Raw genomic sequence first — 25,452 nt, 5'->3', positions numbered from 1 at the left:
CAGGTAGATAGCAAAGCTTGGGCCAACTCAGAATAAAAAAAGCCCGACCACTGCAAATACACAGTGACCGGGCTCGAAACCACTTGGTGATTTACACCATTTCTTCGCCGCCCTTGGCACCCAGGACGATCTCGCCAGCCTCAGCCATACGGCGGGCCACTGCGATAACCTCTTTCTGCGCCCCTTCCACCTCGGAGATACGAACCGGGCCACGGGACTCCAAGTCATCACGCAGCAACTCGCCTGCACGCTTGGACATGTTGCGGAAGAACTTGTCCTTGATCCCGTCATCTGCGCCCTTAAGCGCCAGAACCAGGATATCGGAAGAGACTTCACGCAGCAGCGCCTGAATACCCCGATCATCCACATCAACCAGGTTGCCGAAGACAAACATAAGGTCTTCGATCTGAGCAGACAGCGCATCGTCCACTTCGCGGATAGCGTCCATGAGCGGAGCCTCAACCGCGCTATCCAGATAGTTCATGATGTCGGCTGCACGCTTCACGCCACCCAGCGTCGTACGGGCGGAGCTTGCACTACCCGAGAACTGCTTCTCCAGAATCATATTCAATTCTTTCAGTGCTGCTGGCTGGACCGTATTCAGCGAAGACACCCGCAGGATAATGTCCAACCGAATCTTCTGATCAAAATGCGCCAGAACTTCGGCAGCCTGATCCGCATCCAGGTAAGCCACTACAATCGCCTGGATTTGTGGGTGCTCGTAACGGATGACATCCGCGACCGCACGAGGCTCCATCCACTTGAGGCTATCCAGGCCGCTCGTATTACCACCCAGCAGAATCCGGTCGATCAGACCGTTAGCCTTGTCTTCGCCCAGGGCCTGGGTCAGCATCTTGCGGATATAACCGTCAGTGCCTACACCCAGGCTGGTCTGCTCACCTACCACTTCGATAAAGTTGCCCAGTACATGCTCGGCCTGGTCACGACTGATGTTACGCACTTGAGCCATCGCAGTACCGACGCGCTGTACTTCTTTCGGGCCCAGGTGACGCAGGATCTGGGCAGCGTCTGCCTCACCCAGGGAGAGCAGCAGAACAGCGGCTTTATCGACATTGCTCATGCTGTTGAATTCACTCGTCGGCATTGATCCAGTCCCTCACAACTTGGGCAACCAGGCCCGGGTCTTCAGTCACCAATTGCTTGATGGCATTGAGTTGTACTTCGTAGTTTTCGCTAGGTCCAGGCAACATCAGCGCTGCAGGACTTGCCAGACTTACCTTGTCATCGGCCAGATCACCACCACTCAGGCCGCCCGCTCCACTACCCGCCAGATCTCCAGCACCACCCATACCATCAGCCAGTGCCAAGTCCTTGCTCTTGTTGGTACCTGCCAGGTTGTTCAGAACAGGGCGCAGGACACCAAACACCAGGACCAGGATAAACAGCACACCTAGACCTTGCTTAACGACATCCCAGAACCAGGGCTGCGAGTAGAAGGGGATACTTTCCACATCATCAGCAGCGATCGGAGCAAAGGGAGCGTTGATCACGCTAACACTATCACCACGACTTGCATCGAAACCTACCGCGTCTTGCACCAGGCGAGTAAAACGAGCCAGGTCATCTGCACTCCAGGGCGTATGACTTACCTGCCCTGTCGCTGCATCCAATTTCACTTGATCATCCAACACTACCGCTACAGAGAGACGACGTACTCGACCTTGCTGCTGGCGGGTGTAGCTGATACTGCGATCCAACTCATAATTACGTGTGCTTTGGTCACGCTTGTCTGTCGGATAAGGCACTGTCGCCGGCAGACCTGTCTTCGGGTCAGTAATGAACTGATCATTAGGGTCACGAATCAGCTGACCCGGCGCCGTAAAGTTGGTACCCGCTGCCGCTGTTGCGTTCTCAGGTGCAGTGGCTGGTCCAGGCGGCTGGTTCGACAAGGCTCCCGGCACACCCTGCGGCCCACCGCCGGCAGTTTGACGCTGTTCGGTATTGATCTGCTCGCTGCGCAGTGCGGGCTGATCAGGGTTAAACTGCTCGGACGTTGACTCAACCGCATTGAAATCTACATCTGCCGATACTTCTGCCTTGAAGCGACCGTTTCCTACGATTGGCTGCATCATGTTTTGCACACGTTGAGTCAATGTGCTTTCGATGCGGTTCGTATAATCCAGCTGCTTACCTGCAACACTGAACTCAGACTGGTTCAGTTGATCCGACAGGAGCTGTCCCTTCTGATCGACTACCGTTACCTGAGACTTCGTCAACTCTGGAACACTGGTAGCAACCAGATTAACGATCGCCATTACTTGCCCAGTTTCCAAGGTACGGCCTGGATACAACTCGACCAGAACCGAAGCCGTCGGCTTGCGTTCATCCCGTACGAATACAGAACTCTTCGGAATCGCCAAATGAACACGTGCACTTTTAATGCCATTCAAGCTGGCAATCGTACGAGACAGTTCACCCTCAAGGCCGCGACGGTAATTTGCCGCTTCCATGAATTGGCTGGTTCCCAGAGGCTGCTCCTTGTCCAACAGCTCGAAACCAACGATACCGTCAGTAGGCGCTACGCCAGCGCTGGCCATTTTCAAGCGAGCACGGCCCAGATCGTCCGCCTTTACCAACAAGGCACCGGTATTAGGATCAACCTTGTAGTTGATATCGGCTGAAGTCAGCGCTTCAACTACCTGATTGGCATCCAGGCCTGACATACTGCCATACAAGGGGCGGTAATCAGGCTGCTGTGACCACAGCACTACTGCAAACCCTAAGGCAACGCTGGCAGCCAAGCCAACCATAAGGCCTACTTGACGCAAGATCGGCATTTCAGACAGGTTGTCTAGAAAGCCCAGGCCCGGAAAAGGCTTCTTGGATGCGCCAGAGGCGTCTACCTTAGCGGGAACCTGATTATTGAGGGCGGTGTCGGCCATTCAATCTATCCTCAGATAGGCATCTGCATAATGTCTTGGTAGGCCTGGACCATCTTGTTACGGACTTGGGTCATGGCCTGGAAGGAAACGCTAGCTTTCTGCGAGGCAATCATGACTTCCGTCAGATCAACGCCGCCTTGACCAAGCTCGAACGCTGTGGCCATCTCATTGGAAACCTTTTGCGTCTCGTTGACTTTACGGACAGCCTGTCCAAGTAAATCCGGAAAGCTGGGAACATTTGCAGCACCCTCAACACCGACAGGGCTCGCAACGGGCTTTCGCGCCATTGCCTCTGTCTGCATGGAGCGCATCTCCAGCATTAAACGATTGAACTCAACACCTTGAACCATTTCACCCTCCAACCAGCGCAGATTTTTGACGCCGCGCTTTTAGCTATACCTTGATGTAGCAATGGCGATGCCAAGTTTTGTCTGTCAGCTGAAATTGGCTAACTGAACCGGCTTGGCGCCAGGTTTCAATCACTATCAAGGTCAGAGCAATTAACAGGCCAGAAAGGGGTTTGGGCGAAAGCAGCCTAGCGTTGAACTAAGTAAGGCTAGGCGCTTAAGCGAAGAAAATGGTTTAGATACCTTGGGGAAACGCAATTAGTAAAATTTGGCTCAACAACTACCGTGTGCCAAAAGAATAACTCTGGCTAGTTGGCTACCAGCACCGCTTTTGTCAATTGATTGTCAGGACGTCAGAATTCTTTTCCAAGATTGCAGGTCCAATGCCCTTAACTTCTATCAACTCGTCAATCGCCTGAAACGGGCCATGCGCATTCCGATAATCAACGATCGCTTTTGCTTTGGCAGCTCCAACACCTTTAAGTCTTTTGTCCAGCGTAGCGGCATCTGCCGTGTTGATATTGACCTTACTGGAAGAAACAGGTCCAGAGGATCTGGACACCTCTGTAGAGGTCCGCGCGATAGGTACAGGTTTGGGTAACTGATAATGCAGCGGATCACCGTACGTCTCAGCATAGGCAACAGAAGTGAGCGTAAAAAGAGTAAAACAGACGGCAATACGAAATAATAGAAGTGCGCGCATAAATAGACATCCTTTTCCAAGCGCATAATTGACGTTCAACTACAGGAGAGTTTGAGCCTGTATCCTTGGCCTCACTCGAAATTAAATGCATATGCTACCAACCACTCACGCCTTATCAGAAAGGCCAACTACTGGCAGCATCACATTATTAACGTTACGCACTTACCTGATTGGGTGCATTCTTTGCGTGAGCAGCGGTTGCAGCTATTAATGCATCAAGGGAGTCATTAACCCCTGTCTTCCAATCGCTCGGGTCAACACCAAACCGTTTCTTGAGTAGCGTGCTGTCTAGTACCGAATAGGAAGGACGACGCGCTGGGGTAGGAAAATCAGCAGTCGTAATCCCGTTTACCTTGGGAAGCTTATTGATAATTCCCTTCTCAAGCGCAACATCAAGAATATACCGCGCGAACCCACACCAGGTAACAGCATCGCTGCCCCCATAGTGATAGAGACCAAATAACTGGGAGTCATCAATAGTAGCGATACGATGAGCCACCAACAGTAAAGCATCGGCAATATGCCCTGCGTAAGTGGGCGTCCCTTGCTGGTCGTCCACCACCTGTAGCTTGTCTCGCTCCGAGGCCAGGCGGAGCATGGTTTTCATGAAGTTATTTCCATGCTCGCTAAACACCCAAGCCGTTCTCATGATGACATGATTCGGACAGGCATCCTGAATACGGTACTCACCTTCCAACTTGGTCGCCCCGTATACACCTGACGGCCCCACGGGGTCATCAGGTGTATATGGAACAGAAGCATCACCCGAAAATACATAGTCGGTAGAAATATGTAATATCGAACAGCCGTGCTCATGGCAAAGCTTGGCTAACGTAGCAGGACCCTTGATATTAGCGCGTGCCGCTACATCAGGCTCCATTTCCGCCTTGTCCACTGAGGTATAGGCTGCAGCGTTTATCAGCACAGATGGCTTGAAACGCTGCAGGTGCTCGGCCACAGAGCGCTCATCTGCAATGTCCAACGTGGCACGACCATGCGCTTCCCACGCCAAGTCACTGCGCTTCAAGCGATCAATCAGGCATTGTCCTACCTGACCATTTCCCCCTGCGACCATGACTCTCATTTATAAAGCTCCACCAAGCGTAGGCCTTGAGCATCCTTGGCTGACAACTGAGGATCAGAGATCTTCCAGTCAATACCCAGATCAGGATCATTCCAGATCAAGCATCCCTCGGCGGAAGGATCATAATAGTCAGTACATTTGTATTCAAAATCCGCTGTCTCAGAAAGTACAACGAAACCATGAGCAAGCCCTGGCGGGATCCAAAGCTGCCGCTTGTTGTCCTCAGAAAGGATTTCCGCAACCCAGCGACCAAACGTAGGCGAGTCTTGACGGATATCAACAGCCACATCCAACACTTCGCCCTTTACGCAACGAACGAGCTTGCCTTGCGGACGGCTGCGCTGAAAATGCAGGCCACGTAATACACCTCTCGTTGAGCGTGAATGATTGTCCTGCACAAAAGGCAATGTTATGCCAGCCAGCTCTGCATAGCGATCGGCTTGAAACGTTTCTAGAAAGAATCCCCGCGAGTCGCCAAAGACTCGCGGTTGAATGATCTTTACGTCTGCAATGATCGTATCGATCACTTCCATCATCGATCTCCTGCAATCAAGCGGGCCAGATATTGACCATAGCCTGTCTTGCTCAAGGCCTCGGCCTGCAGTGCTACCTGCTCGCGAGTAACCCACCCCTTCTGAAAGGCAATCTCTTCAAGGCAGGCAACCTTGAGACCCTGACGCTTTTCAATGGTCTGGACAAAATGCCCAGCCTCTAGCAACGCATCATGAGTCCCGGTATCAAGCCAAGCGAAGCCGCGGCCAAGAACGGAAACATTCAGATCGCCGCGACGCAAATACTCATTATTGACATCGGTAATTTCAAGCTCACCGCGCGGTGACGGCTTGATATTGGCTGCAATCTCAAGTACGTCGTTATCGTAGAAGTAAAGACCAGTCACTGCATAGTTGGACTTAGGCTTTTTAGGCTTCTCTTCGATGCTGATGGCTTTGCCATTTTCATCGAATTCAACGACACCGAAACGCTCTGGATCAGCAGTGTAATAACCAAATACCGTTGCGCCTTGTTCACGGGACGCAGCGTTTATAAGCGTTTCGCTGAAATGCTGACCATAAAATATGTTGTCACCCAGAACAAGACAGACATTATCCTGACCAACAAACTCGGATCCAATTATAAACGCCTGAGCTAGTCCATCGGGACTTGGCTGCTCCGCATAACTAAGTTCGATACCATATTGACTACCATCACCCAGCATGCGCTTGAAACCTGGCAAGTCTGTCGGTGTAGAAATTATGAGAATCTCCCGAATACCGGCCAGCATTAACACCGACAAAGGATAATAAATCATCGGCTTATCGTAGACAGGCAGTGACTGCTTCGAAACACCTAGTGTGATGGGGTGCAAACGGGTTCCAGAACCGCCCGCCAACAATATCCCTTTATACTTTTTCATTACGCGTCCCTCTCAATCGATATAGGCTTAAGGATCTAAATACAAATAACCCTGGCTGAAAATTAAACAGCTTCACCCAATCGCTCGAGACGGTAAGCACCAGAAAGAACGCGCTGCCACCAGGAACGGTTGTTGAGGTACCACTGAACAGTCTTACGAAGCCCTGTTTCAAAGCTTTCCTGCGGAACCCAACCAAGCTCCGACTCAATTTTGCTGGCATCAATCGCATAGCGTAGGTCATGGCCTGGGCGGTCTTTCACAAAAGTAATCAAGTCGCGGTAGGCTGTGATACCAGCTGGCTTTTCAGGTGCCAACTCTTCGAGCAAATCACAAATAGCTTCTACCACTTCCAGGTTACGCTTTTCGTTATGTCCGCCAATATTATAGGTCTCACCTATAACACCCTTGGTTACAACGGTGTAGAGCGCACGGGCATGGTCTTCAACGAATAGCCAATCGCGGATCTGCGAGCCGTCACCATATACGGGTAACTGCTTGCCATGCATGGCGTTCAGAATAACGTGAGGAATCAATTTTTCCGGGAAGTGGAACGGTCCGTAGTTATTCGAACAATTAGTGATCAGCACCGGCAATCCATAGGTGCGCCCCCATGCGCGTACCAGATGATCGCTGCCCGCCTTGCTGGCTGAATAGGGAGAGCTTGGCGCATAAGGTGTCGTTTCGGTAAACAAGTCGTCCGTGCCATGCAGATCCCCGAACACCTCATCTGTGGAAATATGATGGAAGCGGAACGCTTCTTTCCGGTCGGCATTGAGTCCAGACCAATAGGCACGAGCCACTTCTAGAATAATTCCGGTCCCCAAAACGTTGGTCCGAATGAACTCAGCCGGCCCCTCGATAGAGCGATCCACATGTGACTCGGCAGCAAGGTGCATCACCGCATCGGGCTGAAATGAATCGAAGACAGTTTTTAGGGCAGGTGCATCGCAGATGTCGACCTGATGAAACTCATACCGATCAGATGACGCGACCTCATTTAGCGACTCAAGGTTGCCTGCGTAAGTCAGTTTGTCGACGTTTGCCACATGGCAATTCGTCTCGTTGATCAAAAAACGGACCACTGCAGAACCAATGAAACCCGCACCACCAGTTACCAGCACTTTCATCCTGAACCTGCCTTTTTAAACGCCTGCGCCAGTTAGCAAAACGCGCAAGGCACAGCTAAAAAATCATAAATTCCTGTTAAGCAGCCAATACAGCTCAACAGGCGTCTCGTTCCCTAGATTTAGAACGCAAGCCCTAAGGCTGATGAATAGCACCACCCGCCATCAAGACCTGACTTAAACAGCTTTGACTTAGAAAAGTTTCCACGAAGAAAGAAAAACTTAACTCAATGTGCTCATCATCAAAAATTTCTCTGAAAGATTCTTAATTGCATCTACGCTGATCTATATTCTATTTTACTGCTTAATAAAGGCGAAAGGATGGTTAACACGAGCTACTTATTATCTGTCCCGACGGCTTTGTACGTATAACCAATCGACGATTTCGCCCTGCGGTACATATCCCACTACGGTTTCGCGCAATAGCTGCCTAATGCGAGAATAATCATCTGCCTGCACCGCTGACTTTAGATCAGCCAGCACTAGCTTGAAGGCATCCCAAGACACGAAATCCTCACTGGCCCGCATGATCATTGGATGCTCTGTAGGCAAGACGTTGTCACCAATCAACAGCTCCTCGTAGAGCTTCTCCCCCGGGCGCAGACCAGTGAACTCAATGGCAATATCTCCGTGGGGATTTTTCTCCGAACGGACTGTCATGCCCGAGAGGTTGATCATCTTTTCCGCCAGCTCCACGATCTTGACTGGCTCACCCATATCAAGTACGAATACATCCCCTCCCGCACCCATGGACCCCGCCTGAATGACGAGCTGAGCCGCCTCGGGAATGGTCATGAAAAAACGAGTAATGCCAGGATGCGTCACGGTTACCGGACCGCCCTTGCGAATCTGAGCGCGAAACAGCGGTATTACAGAGCCAGAGGATCCCAAGACGTTACCGAAACGAACCATGGTAAAGCGCGTCTTATTGACACGATGAATTCCACCTTGCTCACCAAACAGCGTTGGAGCAGATTCTTGACTCAAGGCCTGTAGCACCATTTCTGCAAGCCGCTTGCTACTCCCCATCACATTCGTCGGTCGTACAGCCTTATCCGTGGAGACTAAAACAAAGTGCTCGATACCTGCCTGAATGGCCGCCTCGGCAGTATTAACGGTACCAAATACATTGTTCAGCACGCCTTCGACAATATTGTGCTCAACTATAGGAACATGCTTGTACGCAGCGGCATGATAAATAGTATTGACTTTCCATGACCTCAAAATGTGCAGCAAGTGTTTGTTGTTACGCACCGATCCTAGAATCGGAACCAGAGAAATGGGCAAGGATTCGCGCTCTATAGCGCCCGCCAACTCCTGATGAATGCTATAGAGATTAAACTCTGAGTGATCAAATAGAATTAGCCCTAATGGACCCTGGCCCATAATCTGGCGGCATAGTTCGGAGCCAATCGATCCACCCGCTCCGGTGACTAAAACAACCTTACCGCGAATACAACGCTCAAAAAGCGCCTGGTTCGGTGCAACCTGGTCCCGTCCAAGCAAGTCTGCAATATCAACTTCCTGAATATCCTCGACCTTGACTTTGCCGCTAGCCAGATCGGTAATACCCGGAACAGTACGAACATGCAAAGGGTAAGGTTCCAGCTGAGCCAATACCTCACGCCGGCGAGCACGTGAAGATGAAGGGATAGCTAACAATACCTCTTCCGCCCCGGTTTCATTGAGCATCTGCTGAATATGTTTAGGGCGGTAAACTTTAAGTCCAGCAATAACACGACAGGCAATACTCTTGTCGTCATCGATGAACGCAACAGGTCGCATTGCACGCCCCGCACGGAGCGCAGCGACTAACTGATTACCAGCCGAGCCAGCCCCATAAATCGCGACCCTAGGCAGTCCAGTCTGCTGGCGCATAAAGGGAACACTGGTCAATGCCGCATACCAATCGCCGAGAAAGTACTGTCTAATGGCCAAGCGTAGCCCGCCAATCATGAACAAGCTCAACCACCAGAAGTTGAAGATCATCGACCTTGGAACAATCTCGGGCTTGTCCTGATACCAGTAGATCACTAGGGACAACACTAACACCGAAAGCGTAACAGCTTTGGCAATAGCCATCATTGCGTCATACCCCAAGTAACGCATGACTGCACGGTACATACCAAAGCGGATGAACAGTGGAATACATATTACTGGAGCCGAAGCAAACAGCCAGGCGTGACCACTAAAGGGCTCGATACTTTCAGAGGTTCCGAGACGTATGAAGAAGGCGAGCCATAAGGCGACCCAGATCAGAATCAGATCTGCAGCTATTTGAACAATACGCTTTTTACGACGACTTAGGCTGACTAATCGCTCGCGTAGCATAACTACAGCTCCCTCAAATCCTTCACCAATCCTACCAATATGATCTATCGAGAGCTTTCCGGCCTTCCTGCCTCATAACGAACGGCAAGATAGATCAAGGGAACGTAGGCAACAGCCACGCCTATAACTCCCGATAGATAACCTGTACCAACCAAAAGTGCCGTAGGTATAAGCAAAATAGTATTGATTAACAGAACGGCCAACGTGACGGGGCGATGCCCATTGTGAAAGCGCGCAGCAGATTGGTATGCGTGACTTCTATGAGCCTCATAAACCTTTTCGCCTCTAAGCAAGCGACGAAACAGCGTAAAGGAAGCATCCGTCACAAATACACCTAATAAGATAATCCATGCCACAAAAAAAGCCGGATCAAGCCGTGCAGCCAGGATAGAAAGACATCCTAAAATGATTCCTAAAAACCCACTGCCCGCGTCCCCCATGAAAATTCTAGCGGGCGGAAAATTTAGAATCAAAAAGCCTAAGACGGCAGCCACTAACAGCAACGGGAGCCATGCAATGGCACCGTGTCCGGTAATCCAGAATAGAGCGGCACCGCCTGCTCCTACGCAAATCGCCTCGACACTTGCAATGCCATCGATCCCATCCATGAAATTATAGAGATTAAGCAGCCAGACCAGATAAAACAACGCAAACGCGTTGCCCAACCAGCCAAAATTAATAGCCGTATTATTAATCATGACCGTTGGAAATCCTTGCAACCACCAGAGCCCCCAAGCAGCGCAAGCAAAATGCCCGAGCAGCCTCCACCTGGCCGGAATATGACCATGGTCATCAATAAAACCAATTAGAGCAACGCCACATGCCGCACCGAGCAACGCGACAAGATCCGTCCAATAGAGATTGGCGCCAATAAATTGCCAGACCAAGGTGGCGATAGAAAACACGATAACTATAGCTAAGCCACCACCCCGGGGCGTAGGAATAGAGTGAGAGCTGCGCACACTAGGAATATCCATAAGATGTCCCTTTAACGCATAACGCCGAACGTAGTGTGTCATAGCCCAAGACGCGACGACCGTGCAGACAGCCAAAAATAGCGTCATCAGCTTTCCTTGCTTCTCAAAAAATCAATTGCAGTAGCTTGGAGAGCATCGTTCACAGCTACAGGCGGCCGCCAACCGGTGATATCAAGGTTCTTGGAAATATCGACTTGCAGGGAACGGCACACTCGCTGAGATAACGCACCCTTCCCAAGAAGGGTTGCACCAACCTCTACCAATCCTCGAGGTACAGGAATCAACCTTATGGGACGCTCTAAAAATCGGGCTAGGCGCTTAAGCAGCTCAGTAGTAGAAAGGTCTTCTCCATCACTCACCATAAAGGTCTGACCGGCAGCAGCCGGATGAAAAAGGCATGTTGAAATGAAATCCACCAAGTTGTTGACCGAAACCAGGCTGCGACGATTATCGATAGCACCCAACGGCAATGGAATGCCTTTGTCTAACCAACGTAGCATAGTAAGAAAATTGGCTTTTACGCCTGGCCCATATACCAGTACCGGACGAATAATGGTGACCTCCATTACTCCATTTCTTGCCAGCTCCATGAGCTGCTGTTCGGCAGTCCATTTTGAAATGGCATAGGCATCGGAAGGCTGGGGTGCGTCTAAGGGAGAAAAAGGTTGTTCGGGTACCGTCTCGTCACCGTTGACCTTTACCGAGCTGACAAAGACAAACCGACGCACCCCATGGGCAGCCGCCAGACGCGCAAGCTTCATCGTTCCGTCGACATTTACCCGCTGGTACTCACCCAGCCCCTGCCCTGGCTTTTCGTGCATGGCATGAACCTTAGCAGCGCAATGGACGACACTCTCGACACGGTGGCGTCGAAAAGCACTAGCATCCAGACTTGTAAAATCTGCTTGACAGGGCTGTACAAGATCGCTTGCAGTCTCGATTGTCATACGAGACATCGCCACAACCTCATGTCCCTGCTGATTTAACGCCGAGACAAGATTAGAGCCTACAAAACCGGCTGCCCCGGTTACCAGAACTCTAGCCATCTACCGGTACAGCCCTAGCAATATGAAGAGAGCTAAAGCGATCCGATCCGTTAGCTTCCGCCTGGTCTTATTGACCTCAACCAGCAAACGAATCGCGCTTAAACGTTCTTTCTTTAAGATGATATGGGCGATACCCGGGGTATCTTCTAGACCAAGACAGCGGATGATCTTCCGCGACTCGTCTCGGTACCACCCACCTTTTATGCGCCTGATTCGGCTCAAGGCTGAGCGGACACCTACATTGGCTCCCACAACATTACCTCCATGCTGTCTGTACAGAACAGAAGGCCACGGATCGATATACCATTGCGCCTCAGAGCTACGACCATACGCGTAAATGAGCCAATCATGAAGCGCGACCTCATTGACAGCCGACCAATTTTCTTCCATGAACGCTTGTAAACGCTGAGCAAAGGCCCTACCCATCACGTAGGAACATCCGGGACCAGCCGCCTCAAAAAGATAATCATAAGCGCGCATTGGCTGCGCCTTATCCAGGAGACGTTGCCGACCATCCTCCCAAAATGCCATGACATTACCCGAATAGACCTCAGCTTGCCGTTCGATCAGTACTTGGTGAGCTCTAATCAATTTATTCTCAAGCCAGATATCGTCTTGGTCAGCCAAGGCTAGATAGTCAAATCCAGAAATGTCTATATCGCGTATCAAGCGATAGAAGTTCTTGGCTGCCCCACCAAACCGCTCGATCTGTGGCAAAACACATATGCGAGAATTTTTAGAGGCAAGCGAAAGTACATGCTCATATGTTTCATCAGACGAGATGTCGACACTGATAAATACGACGACATCTACACTCCGCTGCTCGAGAATACTGGAGAGCTGGTCGTCAATCCAAAGCATGCCGTTGTAAGCCGCAAGCGCCACGGCGAACCGCGGCCGCCTAAGCATCATTTACAAACCGCCTACTTGCACATAATTTCAGGCCATCGAGCAGCCCTTTGACTCCCGCCCTGGCATAGGCGAGCCGACTGCCTTTTTGCGTTGCAACAAGTATTAGTTGGTGGCATATCCCTTGCACTCCTTCCTTAACAATTAAAAGGATGGGAATATGCTTCAGCCCCGCAAGGATAAAAACATTACGTAGACGGTAATAACGGCGGAACGGTGAATGGACAGGCACTTTCCAGCGACCAAAGGACAAGGTGTCGTCCCCAATTTTGTGCTCCATCAGGGCATCGGGGACTACAAAAATCTCGTACCCCTTCGCGACGGCACGCAGGCACCACTCCGTATCAACATAATCAATAAACAGTGCCTGCTGTAATAAACCCACATCATTCAGAACATGAACAGGGACCAAAGTGCCTGAAGAAATACAACAAGATACCTGTATAGGTTCAGAGGCGCTTGATGGAATGATTTTCCGCACCAAACCTAATTTATCGATCCGAATAACGGGATAGTAGAAACCAAGCTCGGAGTCCCGATAAATTGGACCGACAGCGCCAACTCGATGTCTAACCGATAGCCTATCGAACTCTTGGCTAAGCGAAGCGATCATACCTTCAGGCACCACGCTGTCCTGATCGAAAAAAATAATCCCGTCAGCGCCTGCCACTATTGCTTTTTGAATACCGATATTCTGAGCCTTGGCAATACCTACATTGCTCTCACATTGATGAACTTGCGCGATTTCAGAAAGTTCATCGATTTCCTCGACGCCAAGCGATGCATTATCCACAAGCATGACAGCATGAACTTGACGAGCAATTAGCTTCAGCTGCCTGCAGAGGGCTACCATGTCGGGATGATACGTAACAACGACCGCAACTATTACTCTCAGCATCATCCTGACCTAAATTTTCCGTCCACCCTAATGCCCGGGCCATATCTGTATTGCTGCCCTTTGATAGAGAAAAGCGTGAATTGTTCCGAGCAAAGCCAGCCGTAAAAGCCATGACCGGCTCGAAGCTAACAAGCGCAACCCATCAGCCATAACCGAGGAGGGGTATGAACTATCAGGTTTTCTTACTAATGATGAAAAGCAAGTCTGAAGATTGGAGAGACTAACCAAAGTCCGGCAAGAAAATTATTTAAAAAGGGTGACCGACACCTTGCTAGTGAGAACTGCGACACGTTTTTTTGTTTTTGCTCGCACCTTTTCACTATCTGCGCCTAATAGATGCTCTGCCGTCCAGCCAGTTGGTGCGACACTAGACCGGCTTCCAATCAAGTGATGCTGTAAGCTAAACATCTATATTTGTTTGATAACTCCAGTAACAGAGTTTGCTAGGAACAATCTTAACTGGTCTCTCGGTCACAAAACTCATGCCCAATAATGAGGATGGTACTAACTCAATGCATCTAGACAATTCTTCAGCACTCAACGATATCTATTCATCGATTAAATGTTCATCACCTATCGGCCTTCTAGGATGGCAGGCTGTAAGACAGCGCTACAAGAGATCTGCGCTAGGTCCATTCTGGTTAACAATTAGTATGGGCGTGATGACCGGCACCATGGGACTGGCCTTCGGCAATATTTAGGCCGGAAATTCTGCTCATGGATGAATGGCTTTCGGCAGAGGACGAAGACCTCTAACATAAGGGGAGGCAAGAATCAAGGAAATAATCAGCGCCAACAAGATTCTGGTCATAGCCAGGTATTCGCGGGAGCTAATTGAAAAAGTATGCAACCGTGCCATCTGGTTGGAGCATGGAACAGTAAAGATGATTAGATCTGCAAAAGATGTTACAGAAGCATATTTCAGCTGAATGAATGCCATGCCTCTAGCAGAAAAACCCTGCTCATTATCAGTTAACATAATTTCTATAAATATTAGGCTATACAGCAGTCAACCAGGACGGATGTATTAAATGCGACTCTTAAGCAAAATTTTAAACACGCTGGTATTTCAAGCAGCAAATAACTACTTAAAGCTTCAATCGTATCAGAACTGGAAAAAGTCAAAAAAATTCAAAGAACAAATTATTTTAGACAAGCCTTATGAAGGGCAAAAAATAATGCTCCTCGCACTATACGAGAAAGGCATTCTAAGAAATGACGTCATTGGCCTTCTTCAAAGCGCGAAGAAACAAGGCATATATACGATCTGTGTTAACACACTAAAACTAACCAGTATAGAAAAGCACAAAGACATCATTGATTGCTACATTGACAAGCATAACTACGGCCGGGACTTCGGCAGTTATAAAACTGGTTTTGAGCACCTTTTCAGGAGAGGCATGCAGAAAGACTGCCCTCGCCTTCTTATGATCAATGACAGCATATTTTTCAGCTCCAAGCACATCGATAAATTCTTGGAGGAAATGTTTGAGAGCAAAATAGAAGCACTGGGTGCAACTGAAAACTTTGAAATAGAGCATCATCTTGGCTCATTCTGTATAGCCCTTGATAAAAAGATACTCAATAACGAAGTATTTCAAAATTATTGGAAGAACTACGAGCTGACCGATGTACGACCAGATGTCATCAAGCGCGGGGAAATGGTGCTTTCCAAGACATTAAAGCGAGTGGTGACGTCACCTGATCAGTTCAAGGCGCTGTACGACTCAACACGTATTGCCAAAGTCCTAGAAACTCACACAGACCTAATCGACAGCCTGGTTACGCTATCCAGAGCATCCGAGCTTTTACCCTGGCCCACGTATTCTTCAGGTATCATGGTAAAAGGGCTTACAAAAAAATATCTTTATAGCAACCATAAGCTGATGCGCTTATGGGGCAAAGACGTTAAAAGCAATGAGATTGAAGATTTTGGGATGAACTTCGTTATGTCTACTAGATCCTTAGCAGGCTTTGTTTATAAGCATTTGGAAGATGTAGACCTAACATACGATGACGTTTATAAAACCATCTGTATAGAAGCGATAGCCCACTTTGTCGAAACATTCTCCAGAGGCTCACAGATTCATCAAAATAATATCTTTCTGCATCATATTGGCATGCCACTGATAAAGCTTGACGGGCTTTATCGAGGGATGTTTATCGCCCGCGATGTTGAAAGCCTCGCTCAGGATCTAGACGGTCACCAAGTAGACGAATTTAGGCAGCTTATGTATTCACGCCCGTTTGGCGGGAACGTGTTTTTCGGCTGGAAGCGTGCCGCATTTTATAGAGGCCTGATATGAAATTCAAAAATACATTTATTCATATTGGAATGGATAAAACTGGCAGCTCTCACCTTCAGAGCTGCTTCCAACAATTGGAGCTGAGCGGCACGTTCGAAAACATGATTTATCCTGTAAATATAGCTGGTGGCGACTTTCAAACGATACGAGGCGGTAATGCGTTAGACTTGGCGATGTCATTGTCTATGGCTGCCCCAAAGCGTTCTGCAAAGCGCGTATAGAAGCCAAAATCAAACAGTGATTAAGTAGAGCTAGCAGTGAAAAGGATCAACTGCTGCTGTCTTGTGAACATTTTTCCTCTGTAGAAAAGGAGCTCCCTAGCCGAACCCTTATGCACGCTAAAGCAGTACAGTTCTAATATTTCGCTTATTATTGTAGCCAGGTCCATAAGCGAACTGACTTATTCAAGTTATAACCAGTACATTAAAAGGCATGCAGCCACCTATGATATAATTAGTTTCTGAATGAATTCTACCTAGCAATAGCCAAAACCCTGAAAAAATTGGACACTGGAACTCAAGACATTTATGTACTGCTGTACAAAAAATGGGCTTCTTGGTGACTTTATTTACTAAAAAATTTATTGAAATAGGCGGAGCTTAATAATTTAATTGCGAACAGACCGCTAGATTTATGAAAACACGCCTTATCTAGAAAAAGATAAAAAATGATAGCCGCGCCATCAATGCCTCTACTAGGTTCTGTCTGAAAAAGATTTTCTCAAGCAAATCCGTATGCAGGCTAGAGAAATCATGGCTTCGAAGCTGCTGGTGAGTTTCTCGAAACGGGTGGCTAATCGGCGATGCTCCTTAAGCCAGCTAAAGAGCCTTTCAATCGCATTGCGTTTGCAATAGGCCGGTCGGTCAAAGAGTCTGGGCAGGCCTTTCTTGGGACGACAATGCATCTGGCGTAACGGGATGATGGGCTTGATCCTGAAGCGATCACAGTACTGACGCAGCGCCTCGCTGTCATAACCCTTGTCAGCCAGAACCGTACGGCACCGTTTGATCGGTCGACCTAGTGAAGACGGCAGGCAAACCTTGTCCAAGACAGTTGAAAAGTAGCGGCTATCGGAGTGATGTCCAGGCGAAACCGTTAAGCTTAAGGGGATGCCTTGTGTATCACACCAGATGGAGCTTGCTGGTCAGGCCACCGTGGCTGCGTCCCAGCGTTTGGTCACCCCTTTTTTAGCGGCACCCGAAGCCGCACGCGTTGCACGGATGGAGCTTGAGTCAACCATCCAGGTGTTGAGGTCAATACGACCGTCCTGCCTCAAGCTTAAATGAAGCCGTTTGAGCAGGGCCGTAAATAAAGAGCGGTCTCGCCAGGTACGGAAACGGTGATAGACCGTTTGCCAGGCTCCAAAGCGATCGGGCAAATCACGCCACTTAGCTCCTGAACATAGTACCCAAAAGATGCCATTAAGCATCAGGCGATCATCCTTGCGATGCCGCCCCCGTTGCTGCCTGTAAGAAATCAGATCGCTGATCCGCTCCCATGATTGATCGTCCAACTCGTAGCGCCCTGTCATCTCTGATCTCCGCCTAGAAAAGACATCACAGAGTAGCAAACCGATTTTTCAGACAGAGCGTAGACAGAATGAAAAAATAGAGCTCGCAGCCTTCAAAAAAGAAAATAATTGAATTCCTAACAGCAACTCTGGAAAGCGGACACCCATGAATCTGAAGACAAGCAGACCGAAATTATAAAACAGAAGCTCCTTATAGCCCTGGAGGAAATTGGCAAATATTCAAGCCAGCCTAGGTTCTTAAAGAATTACACGTCAACCCTATCACCATATAAAGAGCGTTTCGACCCAATACATTATCTTCTTATCAAGCAGGATGCTTTGCGAGAAAAATGATCCTGAAGAAAATTATAAAATTCTTGGTACTTATGAAAATCGGCACACCTGCTTTAATTAAACTGGCGAAACGGATTACTACTCGATCCATTTTCCTTAATGAATTCTACTTTGTAAAACTCATCTTTCGGAAATTAGATAAAAAGATAATCATGAATCAGTGAAAATAAAATATTCTCAGCTTGAAACAAACTAATGATCGAGAACAAGAAGCCAAGTTATCACTTAAAAAAGAGCAAAGATTTATGATTCATATCAGCTTACGCATGCAATCAACGGCATATAAATAAATCAAAAGCCATCAAATAAAAAGACATTAAAAAAAATCGCTGCTTATATTTATATTAACTTAAATCATATAATCTATAACCAGGATCTAAACACCCAAGACACAAGCTTCACATCTACCTTTTTATTTTAAAAACAAGATATTCATGCAAAACATCTTAAACAAAACTACACTTACTTAAAACAATCCCAATACATCCTTTATTAAAAGCTAAAGTACATATTCTGCATTCACTACCAGATATTACAGGTAAAATTTTTACCTCCCGCAAAATAAACTAAGCCTTATAAAATAATAATATGCCTATTCATCGCCCTAGCGGAGTGCTCAAATTTTGCAACAGTCCCGCTTACCACCAAACCTCAAGAATCTCTCCAAGACGATAAAAAATCGATAAAATCAGCCTCAATCTAGTCTTGGATAGATAGTTAAAAATCTTGATGAGAGCTGTAGCCAATTAGCAACATTGTTTAGTAAAGTTATTAGTTAATAATAGAATAAGGTGATACATCAGCGCACCATGGCAAAAATCCTAGAATGGCTCGCTGCACACCGTCTTTGCAATTAGATACAAATTGTTCGCTTGGACTCAGAATCTTTAAAATTTAGAACTCATAGTATTCCGCGCCAATGCGATTCGAAGACTATAAATAAGGAGCCAAGGCCAGACACTCGCGATATAAATTCCGCACCCTAAAGCAACTGACAACATGATGTACCCCGTCTGCCGTGTCACATTTGAGCACTAAACAACTTACAGATATAAGGCGGACAAATCTTGCGTCTCTTTATCCGCATGGAACATTGCGATATGGTCCACCCGTCCACCCCATCAAGCTTTAACGCTACCAAGATTACTCCAGCTCATTGACACGATCTCGCAACTCTTTACCTGGCTTAAAATGCGGAACATATTTCCCATCCAACGTTACAGACTCTCCTGTTTTAGGGTTTCGCCCTGTACGAGGTGAACGATAATGCAAAGAGAAGCTGCCGAAGCCTCGTATTTCAATACGATCTCCGGTTGAGAGCGCTTGGGCCATTTGCTCAAGCATTGTCTTGATAGCCAGCTCAACATCGCGAGCTGACAGCTGCCCTTGCTCCGAAACGATACGTTCGATCAACTCCGACTTGGTCATGGAATTTTCCTTCTTTTTCAAGCGGCTAGATCATTTTTTAACTCTTTTAGCATGACCGCTTGGCTTTGAAAAGCATATACCCAGCAAAAGGCTGTAAATTTATTTGACGCTAAACATATAACCCCTTAGATCTGAGAAGCTTTTTTTAGGCAATAAAAAAGGGTGGCCTAAGCCACCCCTTTCTTAGAAAACCTAAGGTGATTAACCCTGGTTTTCCATCTGCGCCTTGATCAGGTCACCGATAGTAGTCGGGCCTGCGCTCGGCTCCTGCTTGTTACGCAGGGACGTCATCGCTTCCTTCTCATCGTCAACATCCTTAGACTTGACGGAAAGGCTGATCACGCGGCTCTTACGATCGATGCTGATGATCTTGGCTTCAACTTCGTCGCCTTCCTTCAGAACGTTACGCGCATCTTCAACGCGATCACGGCTGATTTCAGAAGCCTTCAGAACGCCTTCGATCTCATGGCCCAGAGTGATGATGGCGCCCTTGGCGTCAACTTCCTTCACAGTACCACGAACGATGGTGCCCTTCTCGTTCAGAGCAGCGTAGCTGGAGAACGGATCGTCTTCCAACTGCTTGATGCCCAGAGAAATGCGCTCACGCTCAGGATCAACGGACAGGATAACGGTATCCAGCTCATCACCCTTCTTGAAGCGGCGTACGGCTTCTTCGCCCGGCTCGTTCCAAGAAATATCGGACAGGTGAACCAGACCGTCTATGCCACCATCCAGACCAATGAAGATACCGAAGTCAGTAATGGACTTGATAGTACCGGAGATACGATCGCCCTTATTGAACTGACCGGAGAACTCTTCCCATGGGTTCGGACGGCACTGCTTGATACCCAGAGAGATACGACGACGCTCTTCGTCAATATCCAGAACCATAACTTCCACTTCGTCGCCAACCTGTACGACTTTGGACGGGTGGATGTTTTTGTTGGTCCAATCCATTTCGGATACGTGTACCAGACCTTCAACGCCTTCTTCCAGCTCAGCGAAGCAGCCGTAATCAGTCAGGTTGGTAACACGAGCCTGAACACGTGTACCTTCTGGGTAACGCGCCTTGATAGCAACCCATGGGTCTTCGCCCAGCTGCTTCAGGCCCAGGGATACGCGGTTACGCTCGCGATCAAACTTCAGAACCTTAACGTCGATCTCGTCACCAACATTAACGATCTCGGAAGGATGCTTGATACGCTTCCACGCCATGTCAGTGATGTGGAGCAGGCCATCTACGCCGCCCAGATCAACGAACGCACCGTAGTCGGTGAGGTTCTTGACGATACCGCGAACCTGCTGACCTTCCTGCAAGGACTCCAACAGCGCTTCACGCTCGGCACTGTTCTCAGCCTCAAGAACGCTACGGCGAGAAACAACAACGTTGTTGCGCTTCTGGTCAAGCTTGATGACCTTGAACTCTAGCTCTTTGCCTTCCAGGTGGGCAGTGTCACGCACAGGACGGACATCAACCAGGGAGCCTGGCAGGAAAGCGCGGATGCCGCTAACGTCAACAGTGAAACCACCCTTGACCTTACCGTTGATAACACCCTTAACCACTTCGTCAGCGTTGAACGCAGCTTCCAGGACCAACCAGGACTCAGCGCGCTTGGCTTTCTCGCGAGACACTTTGGTTTCGCCGAAACCGTCTTCCACGGCATCGAGAGCCACATGGACTTCATCGCCCACGTTGATGGTCAGCTCGCCTTGTTCGTTGTAGAACTGCTCGAGCGGAACAAGACCCTCAGATTTCAGGCCAGTGTCGACAACTACCCAGTCACCATCGATGGAAACCACAGTACCTGTGATGATGGCACCCGGTTGCATGTCGAGGGATTTCAGACTTTCTTCAAAGAGTTCTGCGAAGCTTTCGCTCATGTTTATACCTGTAATGTTGGGTACACGATGCACCCGATCTACCGCATCACCAGCCAATGCGGGGTTCGTTATCAATATCCAGCAGACAGGTTGAGACTGGTTCCTGCCTGCCTTCACCAAATATCCCAAGATAGGATAATCTGGCTGTCATCCTGCCAGGTCACGCTCGGCAGCCAATGCAAGGATGTGGTCGAGCACTTGTTCAATCGAGAGATTCGTCGAATCCAGGACAATGGCATCATCTGCCGGCTTGAGTGGGGCGACGGTGCGCTGAGTATCACGCTCGTCGCGCTCACGAATCTCTTCGAGGAGACCCGGCAAATTAACACTTTCGCCCTTTTTCTTCAACTGAAGATAGCGCCGTCTGGCGCGTTCTTCGGCGCTAGCGGTCAGAAATATCTTTAATTCCGCATCTGGGAAAACTACGGTTCCCATATCCCGACCATCCGCAATAAGGCCAGGCGCCTCGCGAAAGGCTTTCTGTCGCTGCAACAACGCTTCACGTACAGCCGGCAGGATCGCCACCTGTGAAGCGCCTGCCCCAATATCTTCGGTTCGAATGAAGTCGGTAACATCCTCCCCCTCTAGGACAATGCGCTGACCATGCTCATGCCCAGCCTGGAATTGTACGTCCAGATACGCCGCCAACGCCTTGAGTGACTCCTCATTCGTCAGGTCAACGCCATGGTTGCGCGCTGCGAAGGCCAGCAGGCGATAAAGCGCTCCGGAGTCCAGTAGATTCCAGCCCAGACGGCGGGAAAGAAGTGCCGCGATAGTGCCCTTCCCAGAGCCTCCAGGCCCATCGACTGTAATAACCGGAGCGGTACTCATCATACGGAAGCCTCTTCTTTCACACGAATCCCAGCTTTAGCTGCCAGTTCAAGAAAGCCGGGAAAGGAAGTTGCAACATTTGCACAATCACGGATTCGTATCGGTGCGCTCGCTCGCAGCGAGGCCACACTAAACGCCATTGCGATGCGATGATCACCATGACTTTCCACTTCTCCGCCACCCATGGAGCCGCCCTCGATCACGATTCCATCAGGCGTAGGAGTAGCACTTACACCCAGTACTTTCAAACCATCGGCCATGACCTGAATACGGTCAGACTCCTTGACACGTAGCTCTTCTGCGCCTCGCAGAACGGTACGCCCCTGAGCACAACTGGCGGCAACAAACAGAACCGGGAACTCATCAATTGCCAGCGGCACCAACGCTTCCGGTATTTCGATTCCCTTCAACGTAGCTGAACGGACGCGCAGATCAGCTACAGGTTCTCCCCCTACCTCACGCTGATTCTCAAGCGTAATGTCGCCACCCATCAGGCGCAGGATATCGATGACCCCGGTACGAGTAGGATTGATACCCACGTGCTCAAGAACCAACTCGGAGTTTTCCGCAATGCTTCCGGCCACGAGGAAAAAAGCTGCCGAGGAAATATCTGCAGGTACTTCGATACGATTGGCAGTGAGCCTGGAGCCCGAGCGCACTCTTGCCACATTACCTTCTACCGTCACCGGATAACCAAACCCCTGCAACATTCGCTCGGTGTGATCACGCGTCGGAGCAGGCTCAGTAACCGATGTCTCCCCTTCGGCATACAGGCCTGCCAGCAATAGGCAGGACTTAACCTGGGCGCTGGCCATGGGCATGTCGTAATGGATACCTTTGAGCTTCTGTCCGCCGCGAATGGTCATCGGTGGCCGTCCCTGCTCTGCTGTTTCGATAACAGCCCCCATCTCCCGCAATGGATCGGCAACCCGGTTCATGGGGCGCTTGGAGAGCGAGGCATCACCGGTCAGGGTGGTATCAAATGCCTGAGCGGAAAGAATCCCGGACAACAGTCGCATTGAGGTGCCTGAATTTCCTAGGTATAGCGGACCTGCAGGCGCCTTGAGGCCATGCAATCCCACACCATGAATGGTTACACGACCATTGGTGGGCCCCTTGATGACGACCCCCATATCACGGAACGCCTGCAGCGTAGCGAGGGCATCCTCACCCTCAAGGAACCCTTCCACCTCTGTCGTTCCATCCGCCAGGGAGCCCAGCATGATTGATCGATGCGAAATGGACTTATCTCCGGGCACTCGAACGCGTCCGGACAACGAGCCGCCAGGATTGGCGATATAGGTAAGATCTTTAGTTTGCATAGCGTCCACATAGGCCCGGCGGGCCAGTATTTTGCCGAAATGCTCGCGGGCAACCCGGGCGCGGGTAAAGACACCCAGCAGCTGATGCCCATCCTGTGTAATGACAGCCTGACGCAATGCATCCAGGTCGTCACGAAATGTATCCAGTGTCCGCAGTACGGCTTCCCGGTTGGCTAGAAAAATATCGTGCCACATGACCGGATCACTGCCAGCGATACGGGTGAAGTCTCGAAAGCCACCAGCGGCATAACGAAATATCTCAAGATTCTCACTACGCTGGGCGAGCGAATCAACCAGGGTAAAAGCCAGCAGATGCGGCAAGTGACTGGTTGCAGCCAACACCTCATCATGGTGGTCAACCGTCATGTATTCAACGTCAGCACCCAGTGCCCGCCAAAGTAGATCAATATTTGCAAGCGCCTCAGCATCCGCCTCATCAAGGGGTGTAAGAATGACTTTGTGCCGCTTGAATAGCTGACCATTAGCCGCCGTAACACCACTCTTTTCAGAACCAGCGATTGGATGCCCTGGGACGAAGCGGAGCGCTTTGCCGGCAAAGGCCTTTCTGGCTGCCCGGGCAACGCTGCCTTTTGCACTCCCAACATCGGTCAGCACAGCCTGGCCGATGTCGAGAGCCGCAAGCTCTGCAAGGACTCGTTCCATGGCAAGAATGGGAACCGCCAACTGGATAACGTCTGCATTCTGACAAGCAACGGCCAGCTCTGCCTCAGCGCTATCAACAACCTCTAACTCAACCGCTAGACGCCGTGTTTCTCTATCCCGATCTACGCCGACCACTTCATGAAACAGGCCGCTCTCCTTCATGCCCTTGGCAAACGAGCCGCCAATCAGTCCAAGTCCTACTACGACGAGACGACCAAACATGGGGACTTTTTGCGATTCAACCACGAGCCAGCACCTTGGCAAGCGCCTCAAGGAAACGACTGTTTTCCTCTTTCGTACCAATAGAAACACGAAGGAATGTTGGCATGCCGTATCCAGCGACCGGACGGACAATCACACCCTCTTGCAGCAATGCCTGATAAACAGGCGCGGCCGGCTGCCCGAGATCAACGGCGATAAAGTTTCCCTTGGAAGGAATCCAGGAAAGTCCCAGCTGCTGAAAACTCTGTTCAAACTGAGCCATTCCCTCGTCATTGACCTGACGACTTTTAGCCAAGTAATCAGCGTCATCCATAGCCACGCATGCTGCAACCAAGGCAAGGCTGTTGACATTGAATGGCTGTCGTACGCGATTCAATACATCCGCAATCTGCACTGAAGAAATGGCATACCCCACCCGTAACGAGGCCAAGCCATAAGCCTTGGAGAATGTACGTGAAACCATGAGATTGGGGTGGTCCGCCAGATAGCTCAAACCATCCGGCAACTCGTCTCCCTCGGCATACTCAATATAGGCTTCATCAAGCACCACCAACACATTCTCGGGTACTGCCTTCAGAAAGGCCGCCAAAGCGCGTGGACCAAACCAGGTACCTGTTGGGTTATTGGGATTAGCCAAAAAGACGATTCGCGTATGCTCGTCGATAGCCTTGAGCATTGCATCCAGATCATGCCCCCAATTCACGGCGGGAACTGCACGACCTTCGGCACCAATTGCCTGCGTCACCAGAGGATATACGGCAAATGCATGCTCGCTAAATACCGCATTAAGACCAGGAGCTAGGTAAGCGCGTGCAACCAGCTCGAGAATATCGTTAGAACCGTTGCCCAAGGTTATCTGATCGATATTGACGCCGCATCGACTGGCAATTTTCTGCTTGAGCTCAAACCCATTGCCATCCGGGTAACGTGTCAGCTCAGCCAGCTCGGCTCTTATCGCCTCAGTTGCCTTGGGACTCGGGCCTAATGGATTTTCATTGCTCGCCAACTTGACGATACGCTGAGGATCCAGTCCCAATTCGCGCGCCAACTCATCGACTGGCTTGCCTGGAACATAAGGTGAAAGTTTCTGCACGCCTGGCAGGGCTTGCGCTAGAAAATCGCAGCTCATTGTAACCTCATAATGGCCGGACTCCCGGCACCCATTAAACGAATGGGCGCCATGGTAGACCATGCAGCCG

The 25,452-nt window shown here is 49.6% G+C and carries 20 protein-coding genes and 1 pseudogene; 2 read left to right on the top strand and 19 right to left on the bottom strand.

Annotated elements, in window-relative coordinates; all coding sequences use genetic code 11:
• Nucleotides 1–91: 91 nt before the first annotated feature.
• The 13 genes from fliG to JQR90_RS07950 form a co-directional block, all read right to left on the bottom strand.
• Nucleotides 92–1,105, bottom strand: a complete 1,014-nt coding sequence (gene fliG, locus JQR90_RS08010; RefSeq protein ID WP_010797920.1) for a flagellar motor switch protein FliG — start codon at nt 1,103–1,105, stop codon at nt 92–94.
• On the bottom strand, nt 1,092–2,903 hold the full coding sequence (gene fliF / locus JQR90_RS08005; RefSeq protein WP_010797919.1) for a flagellar basal-body MS-ring/collar protein FliF: 1,812 nt from the start codon (nt 2,901–2,903) through the stop codon (nt 1,092–1,094). Before fliF ends, fliG begins: the two co-directional genes overlap by 14 nt.
• 11 nt (nt 2,904–2,914) lie before the next feature.
• Nucleotides 2,915–3,253 carry a flagellar hook-basal body complex protein FliE gene (fliE, locus tag JQR90_RS08000; RefSeq protein WP_010797918.1) on the bottom strand — a complete coding sequence of 113 codons (339 nt, stop codon included), beginning with the start codon at nt 3,251–3,253 and terminating at the stop codon, nt 2,915–2,917.
• Nucleotides 3,254–3,584: 331 nt separating this feature from the next.
• Nucleotides 3,585–3,953 carry a ComEA family DNA-binding protein gene (locus JQR90_RS07995; RefSeq protein ID WP_010797917.1) on the bottom strand — a complete coding sequence of 123 codons (369 nt, stop codon included), beginning with the start codon at nt 3,951–3,953 and terminating at the stop codon, nt 3,585–3,587.
• A 154-nt stretch (nt 3,954–4,107) separates the two neighbouring features.
• Complete coding sequence (gene rfbD / locus JQR90_RS07990) at nt 4,108–5,037, bottom strand: dTDP-4-dehydrorhamnose reductase (protein ID WP_010797916.1); 930 nt, start codon at nt 5,035–5,037, stop codon at nt 4,108–4,110.
• Nucleotides 5,034–5,570, bottom strand: coding sequence for a dTDP-4-dehydrorhamnose 3,5-epimerase (rfbC, locus tag JQR90_RS07985; RefSeq protein ID WP_010797915.1), 537 nt, complete (start codon nt 5,568–5,570; stop codon nt 5,034–5,036). The genes rfbD and rfbC overlap by 4 nt, the downstream gene beginning before the upstream one ends.
• Nucleotides 5,570–6,451, bottom strand: coding sequence for a glucose-1-phosphate thymidylyltransferase RfbA (gene rfbA, locus JQR90_RS07980; RefSeq protein ID WP_010797914.1), 882 nt, complete (start codon nt 6,449–6,451; stop codon nt 5,570–5,572). The genes rfbC and rfbA overlap by 1 nt, the downstream gene beginning before the upstream one ends.
• A 62-nt stretch (nt 6,452–6,513) precedes the next feature.
• Nucleotides 6,514–7,578: a dTDP-glucose 4,6-dehydratase gene (rfbB, locus tag JQR90_RS07975; RefSeq protein WP_010797913.1), complete on the bottom strand. Its 1,065-nt coding sequence runs from the start codon at nt 7,576–7,578 to the stop codon at nt 6,514–6,516.
• 339 nt (nt 7,579–7,917) lie between these two features.
• Nucleotides 7,918–9,906, bottom strand: coding sequence for a polysaccharide biosynthesis protein (locus JQR90_RS07970; RefSeq protein ID WP_010797912.1), 1,989 nt, complete (start codon nt 9,904–9,906; stop codon nt 7,918–7,920).
• Nucleotides 9,907–9,950: 44 nt separating this feature from the next.
• Entirely contained in the window at nt 9,951–10,970 is a 1,020-nt protein-coding gene (locus JQR90_RS07965) for an MraY family glycosyltransferase (protein WP_010797911.1), read from the bottom strand.
• Entirely contained in the window at nt 10,970–11,929 is a 960-nt protein-coding gene (locus JQR90_RS07960; protein ID WP_010797910.1) for a UDP-glucose 4-epimerase family protein, read from the bottom strand. The genes JQR90_RS07965 and JQR90_RS07960 overlap by 1 nt, the downstream gene beginning before the upstream one ends.
• The gene (locus tag JQR90_RS07955) at nt 11,930–12,841 is read right to left on the bottom strand and encodes a glycosyltransferase (RefSeq protein ID WP_010797909.1); all 912 of its coding nucleotides are present in this window, start codon (nt 12,839–12,841) and stop codon (nt 11,930–11,932) included.
• Nucleotides 12,831–13,736: a glycosyltransferase family 2 protein gene (locus JQR90_RS07950; protein WP_010797908.1), complete on the bottom strand. Its 906-nt coding sequence runs from the start codon at nt 13,734–13,736 to the stop codon at nt 12,831–12,833. The genes JQR90_RS07955 and JQR90_RS07950 overlap by 11 nt, the downstream gene beginning before the upstream one ends.
• Before the next feature lie 1,031 nt (nt 13,737–14,767).
• Between JQR90_RS07950 and JQR90_RS07945 the strand changes: the two genes are divergently transcribed.
• Nucleotides 14,768–16,042 (top strand): rhamnan synthesis F family protein, encoded by a 1,275-nt coding sequence (locus JQR90_RS07945; RefSeq protein WP_010797906.1) that lies wholly within the window; start codon nt 14,768–14,770, stop codon nt 16,040–16,042.
• On the top strand, nt 16,039–16,263 hold the full coding sequence (locus JQR90_RS07940; RefSeq protein WP_010797905.1) for a hypothetical protein: 225 nt from the start codon (nt 16,039–16,041) through the stop codon (nt 16,261–16,263). The genes JQR90_RS07945 and JQR90_RS07940 overlap by 4 nt, the downstream gene beginning before the upstream one ends.
• Before the next feature lie 473 nt (nt 16,264–16,736).
• Here the strand turns inward: JQR90_RS07940 and JQR90_RS07935 are convergent.
• The 6 genes and pseudogenes from JQR90_RS07935 to hisC all read right to left on the bottom strand — a co-directional run bounded on the left by JQR90_RS07935 (nt 16,737) and on the right by hisC (nt 25,382).
• A pseudogene (locus JQR90_RS07935) lies at nt 16,737–17,573 on the bottom strand (IS5 family transposase).
• Nucleotides 17,574–19,049: 1,476 nt separating this feature from the next.
• The gene (gene ihfB, locus JQR90_RS07930; RefSeq protein WP_010797903.1) at nt 19,050–19,334 is read right to left on the bottom strand and encodes an integration host factor subunit beta; all 285 of its coding nucleotides are present in this window, start codon (nt 19,332–19,334) and stop codon (nt 19,050–19,052) included.
• Nucleotides 19,335–19,535: 201 nt separating this feature from the next.
• Nucleotides 19,536–21,215: a 30S ribosomal protein S1 gene (gene rpsA, locus JQR90_RS07925; RefSeq protein ID WP_010797902.1), complete on the bottom strand. Its 1,680-nt coding sequence runs from the start codon at nt 21,213–21,215 to the stop codon at nt 19,536–19,538.
• Between the two features lie 147 nt (nt 21,216–21,362).
• A complete protein-coding gene (gene cmk / locus JQR90_RS07920; protein WP_010797901.1) occupies nt 21,363–22,049 on the bottom strand; it encodes a (d)CMP kinase in 687 nt (228 codons plus the stop codon).
• Nucleotides 22,046–24,253 (bottom strand): bifunctional prephenate dehydrogenase/3-phosphoshikimate 1-carboxyvinyltransferase, encoded by a 2,208-nt coding sequence (locus tag JQR90_RS07915; protein ID WP_037030159.1) that lies wholly within the window; start codon nt 24,251–24,253, stop codon nt 22,046–22,048. Before JQR90_RS07915 ends, cmk begins: the two co-directional genes overlap by 4 nt.
• A 16-nt stretch (nt 24,254–24,269) precedes the next feature.
• Nucleotides 24,270–25,382: a histidinol-phosphate transaminase gene (hisC, locus tag JQR90_RS07910; RefSeq protein WP_434136027.1), complete on the bottom strand. Its 1,113-nt coding sequence runs from the start codon at nt 25,380–25,382 to the stop codon at nt 24,270–24,272.
• Between the last annotated feature and the right edge of the window lie 70 nt (nt 25,383–25,452).

The organism is Pseudomonas sp. JZ114, from assembly GCF_051027705.1.
Taxonomy (GTDB): Bacteria; Pseudomonadota; Gammaproteobacteria; order Pseudomonadales; family Pseudomonadaceae; genus Chryseomonas; species Chryseomonas luteola.
Note: the sequence above shows the minus strand (reverse complement) of the source record. Positions and strands in the feature narration are given on the sequence as shown.

Coding starts and splice junctions, on each gene's coding strand:
- JQR90_RS07955 (WP_010797909.1), bottom strand. CDS start 12,841: ATGATGCTTAGGCGGCCGCGGTTCGCCGTGGCGCTTGCGGCTTACAAC.
- JQR90_RS07960 (WP_010797910.1), bottom strand. CDS start 11,929: ATGGCTAGAGTTCTGGTAACCGGGGCAGCCGGTTTTGTAGGCTCTAAT.
- JQR90_RS07950 (WP_010797908.1), bottom strand. CDS start 13,736: ATGCTGAGAGTAATAGTTGCGGTCGTTGTTACGTATCATCCCGACATG.
- JQR90_RS07945 (WP_010797906.1), top strand. CDS start 14,768: ATGCGACTCTTAAGCAAAATTTTAAACACGCTGGTATTTCAAGCAGCA.
- rpsA (WP_010797902.1), bottom strand. CDS start 21,215: ATGAGCGAAAGCTTCGCAGAACTCTTTGAAGAAAGTCTGAAATCCCTC.
- JQR90_RS07970 (WP_010797912.1), bottom strand. CDS start 9,906: ATGCTACGCGAGCGATTAGTCAGCCTAAGTCGTCGTAAAAAGCGTATT.
- fliE (WP_010797918.1), bottom strand. CDS start 3,253: ATGGTTCAAGGTGTTGAGTTCAATCGTTTAATGCTGGAGATGCGCTCC.
- ihfB (WP_010797903.1), bottom strand. CDS start 19,334: ATGACCAAGTCGGAGTTGATCGAACGTATCGTTTCGGAGCAAGGGCAG.
- JQR90_RS07940 (WP_010797905.1), top strand. CDS start 16,039: ATGAAATTCAAAAATACATTTATTCATATTGGAATGGATAAAACTGGC.
- JQR90_RS07915 (WP_037030159.1), bottom strand. CDS start 24,253: ATGTTTGGTCGTCTCGTCGTAGTAGGACTTGGACTGATTGGCGGCTCG.
- rfbC (WP_010797915.1), bottom strand. CDS start 5,570: ATGGAAGTGATCGATACGATCATTGCAGACGTAAAGATCATTCAACCG.
- JQR90_RS07965 (WP_010797911.1), bottom strand. CDS start 10,970: ATGACGCTATTTTTGGCTGTCTGCACGGTCGTCGCGTCTTGGGCTATG.
- rfbA (WP_010797914.1), bottom strand. CDS start 6,451: ATGAAAAAGTATAAAGGGATATTGTTGGCGGGCGGTTCTGGAACCCGT.
- rfbD (WP_010797916.1), bottom strand. CDS start 5,037: ATGAGAGTCATGGTCGCAGGGGGAAATGGTCAGGTAGGACAATGCCTG.
- hisC (WP_434136027.1), bottom strand. CDS start 25,382: ATGAGCTGCGATTTTCTAGCGCAAGCCCTGCCAGGCGTGCAGAAACTT.
- JQR90_RS07995 (WP_010797917.1), bottom strand. CDS start 3,953: ATGCGCGCACTTCTATTATTTCGTATTGCCGTCTGTTTTACTCTTTTT.
- fliF (WP_010797919.1), bottom strand. CDS start 2,903: ATGGCCGACACCGCCCTCAATAATCAGGTTCCCGCTAAGGTAGACGCC.
- fliG (WP_010797920.1), bottom strand. CDS start 1,105: ATGCCGACGAGTGAATTCAACAGCATGAGCAATGTCGATAAAGCCGCT.
- cmk (WP_010797901.1), bottom strand. CDS start 22,049: ATGATGAGTACCGCTCCGGTTATTACAGTCGATGGGCCTGGAGGCTCT.
- rfbB (WP_010797913.1), bottom strand. CDS start 7,578: ATGAAAGTGCTGGTAACTGGTGGTGCGGGTTTCATTGGTTCTGCAGTG.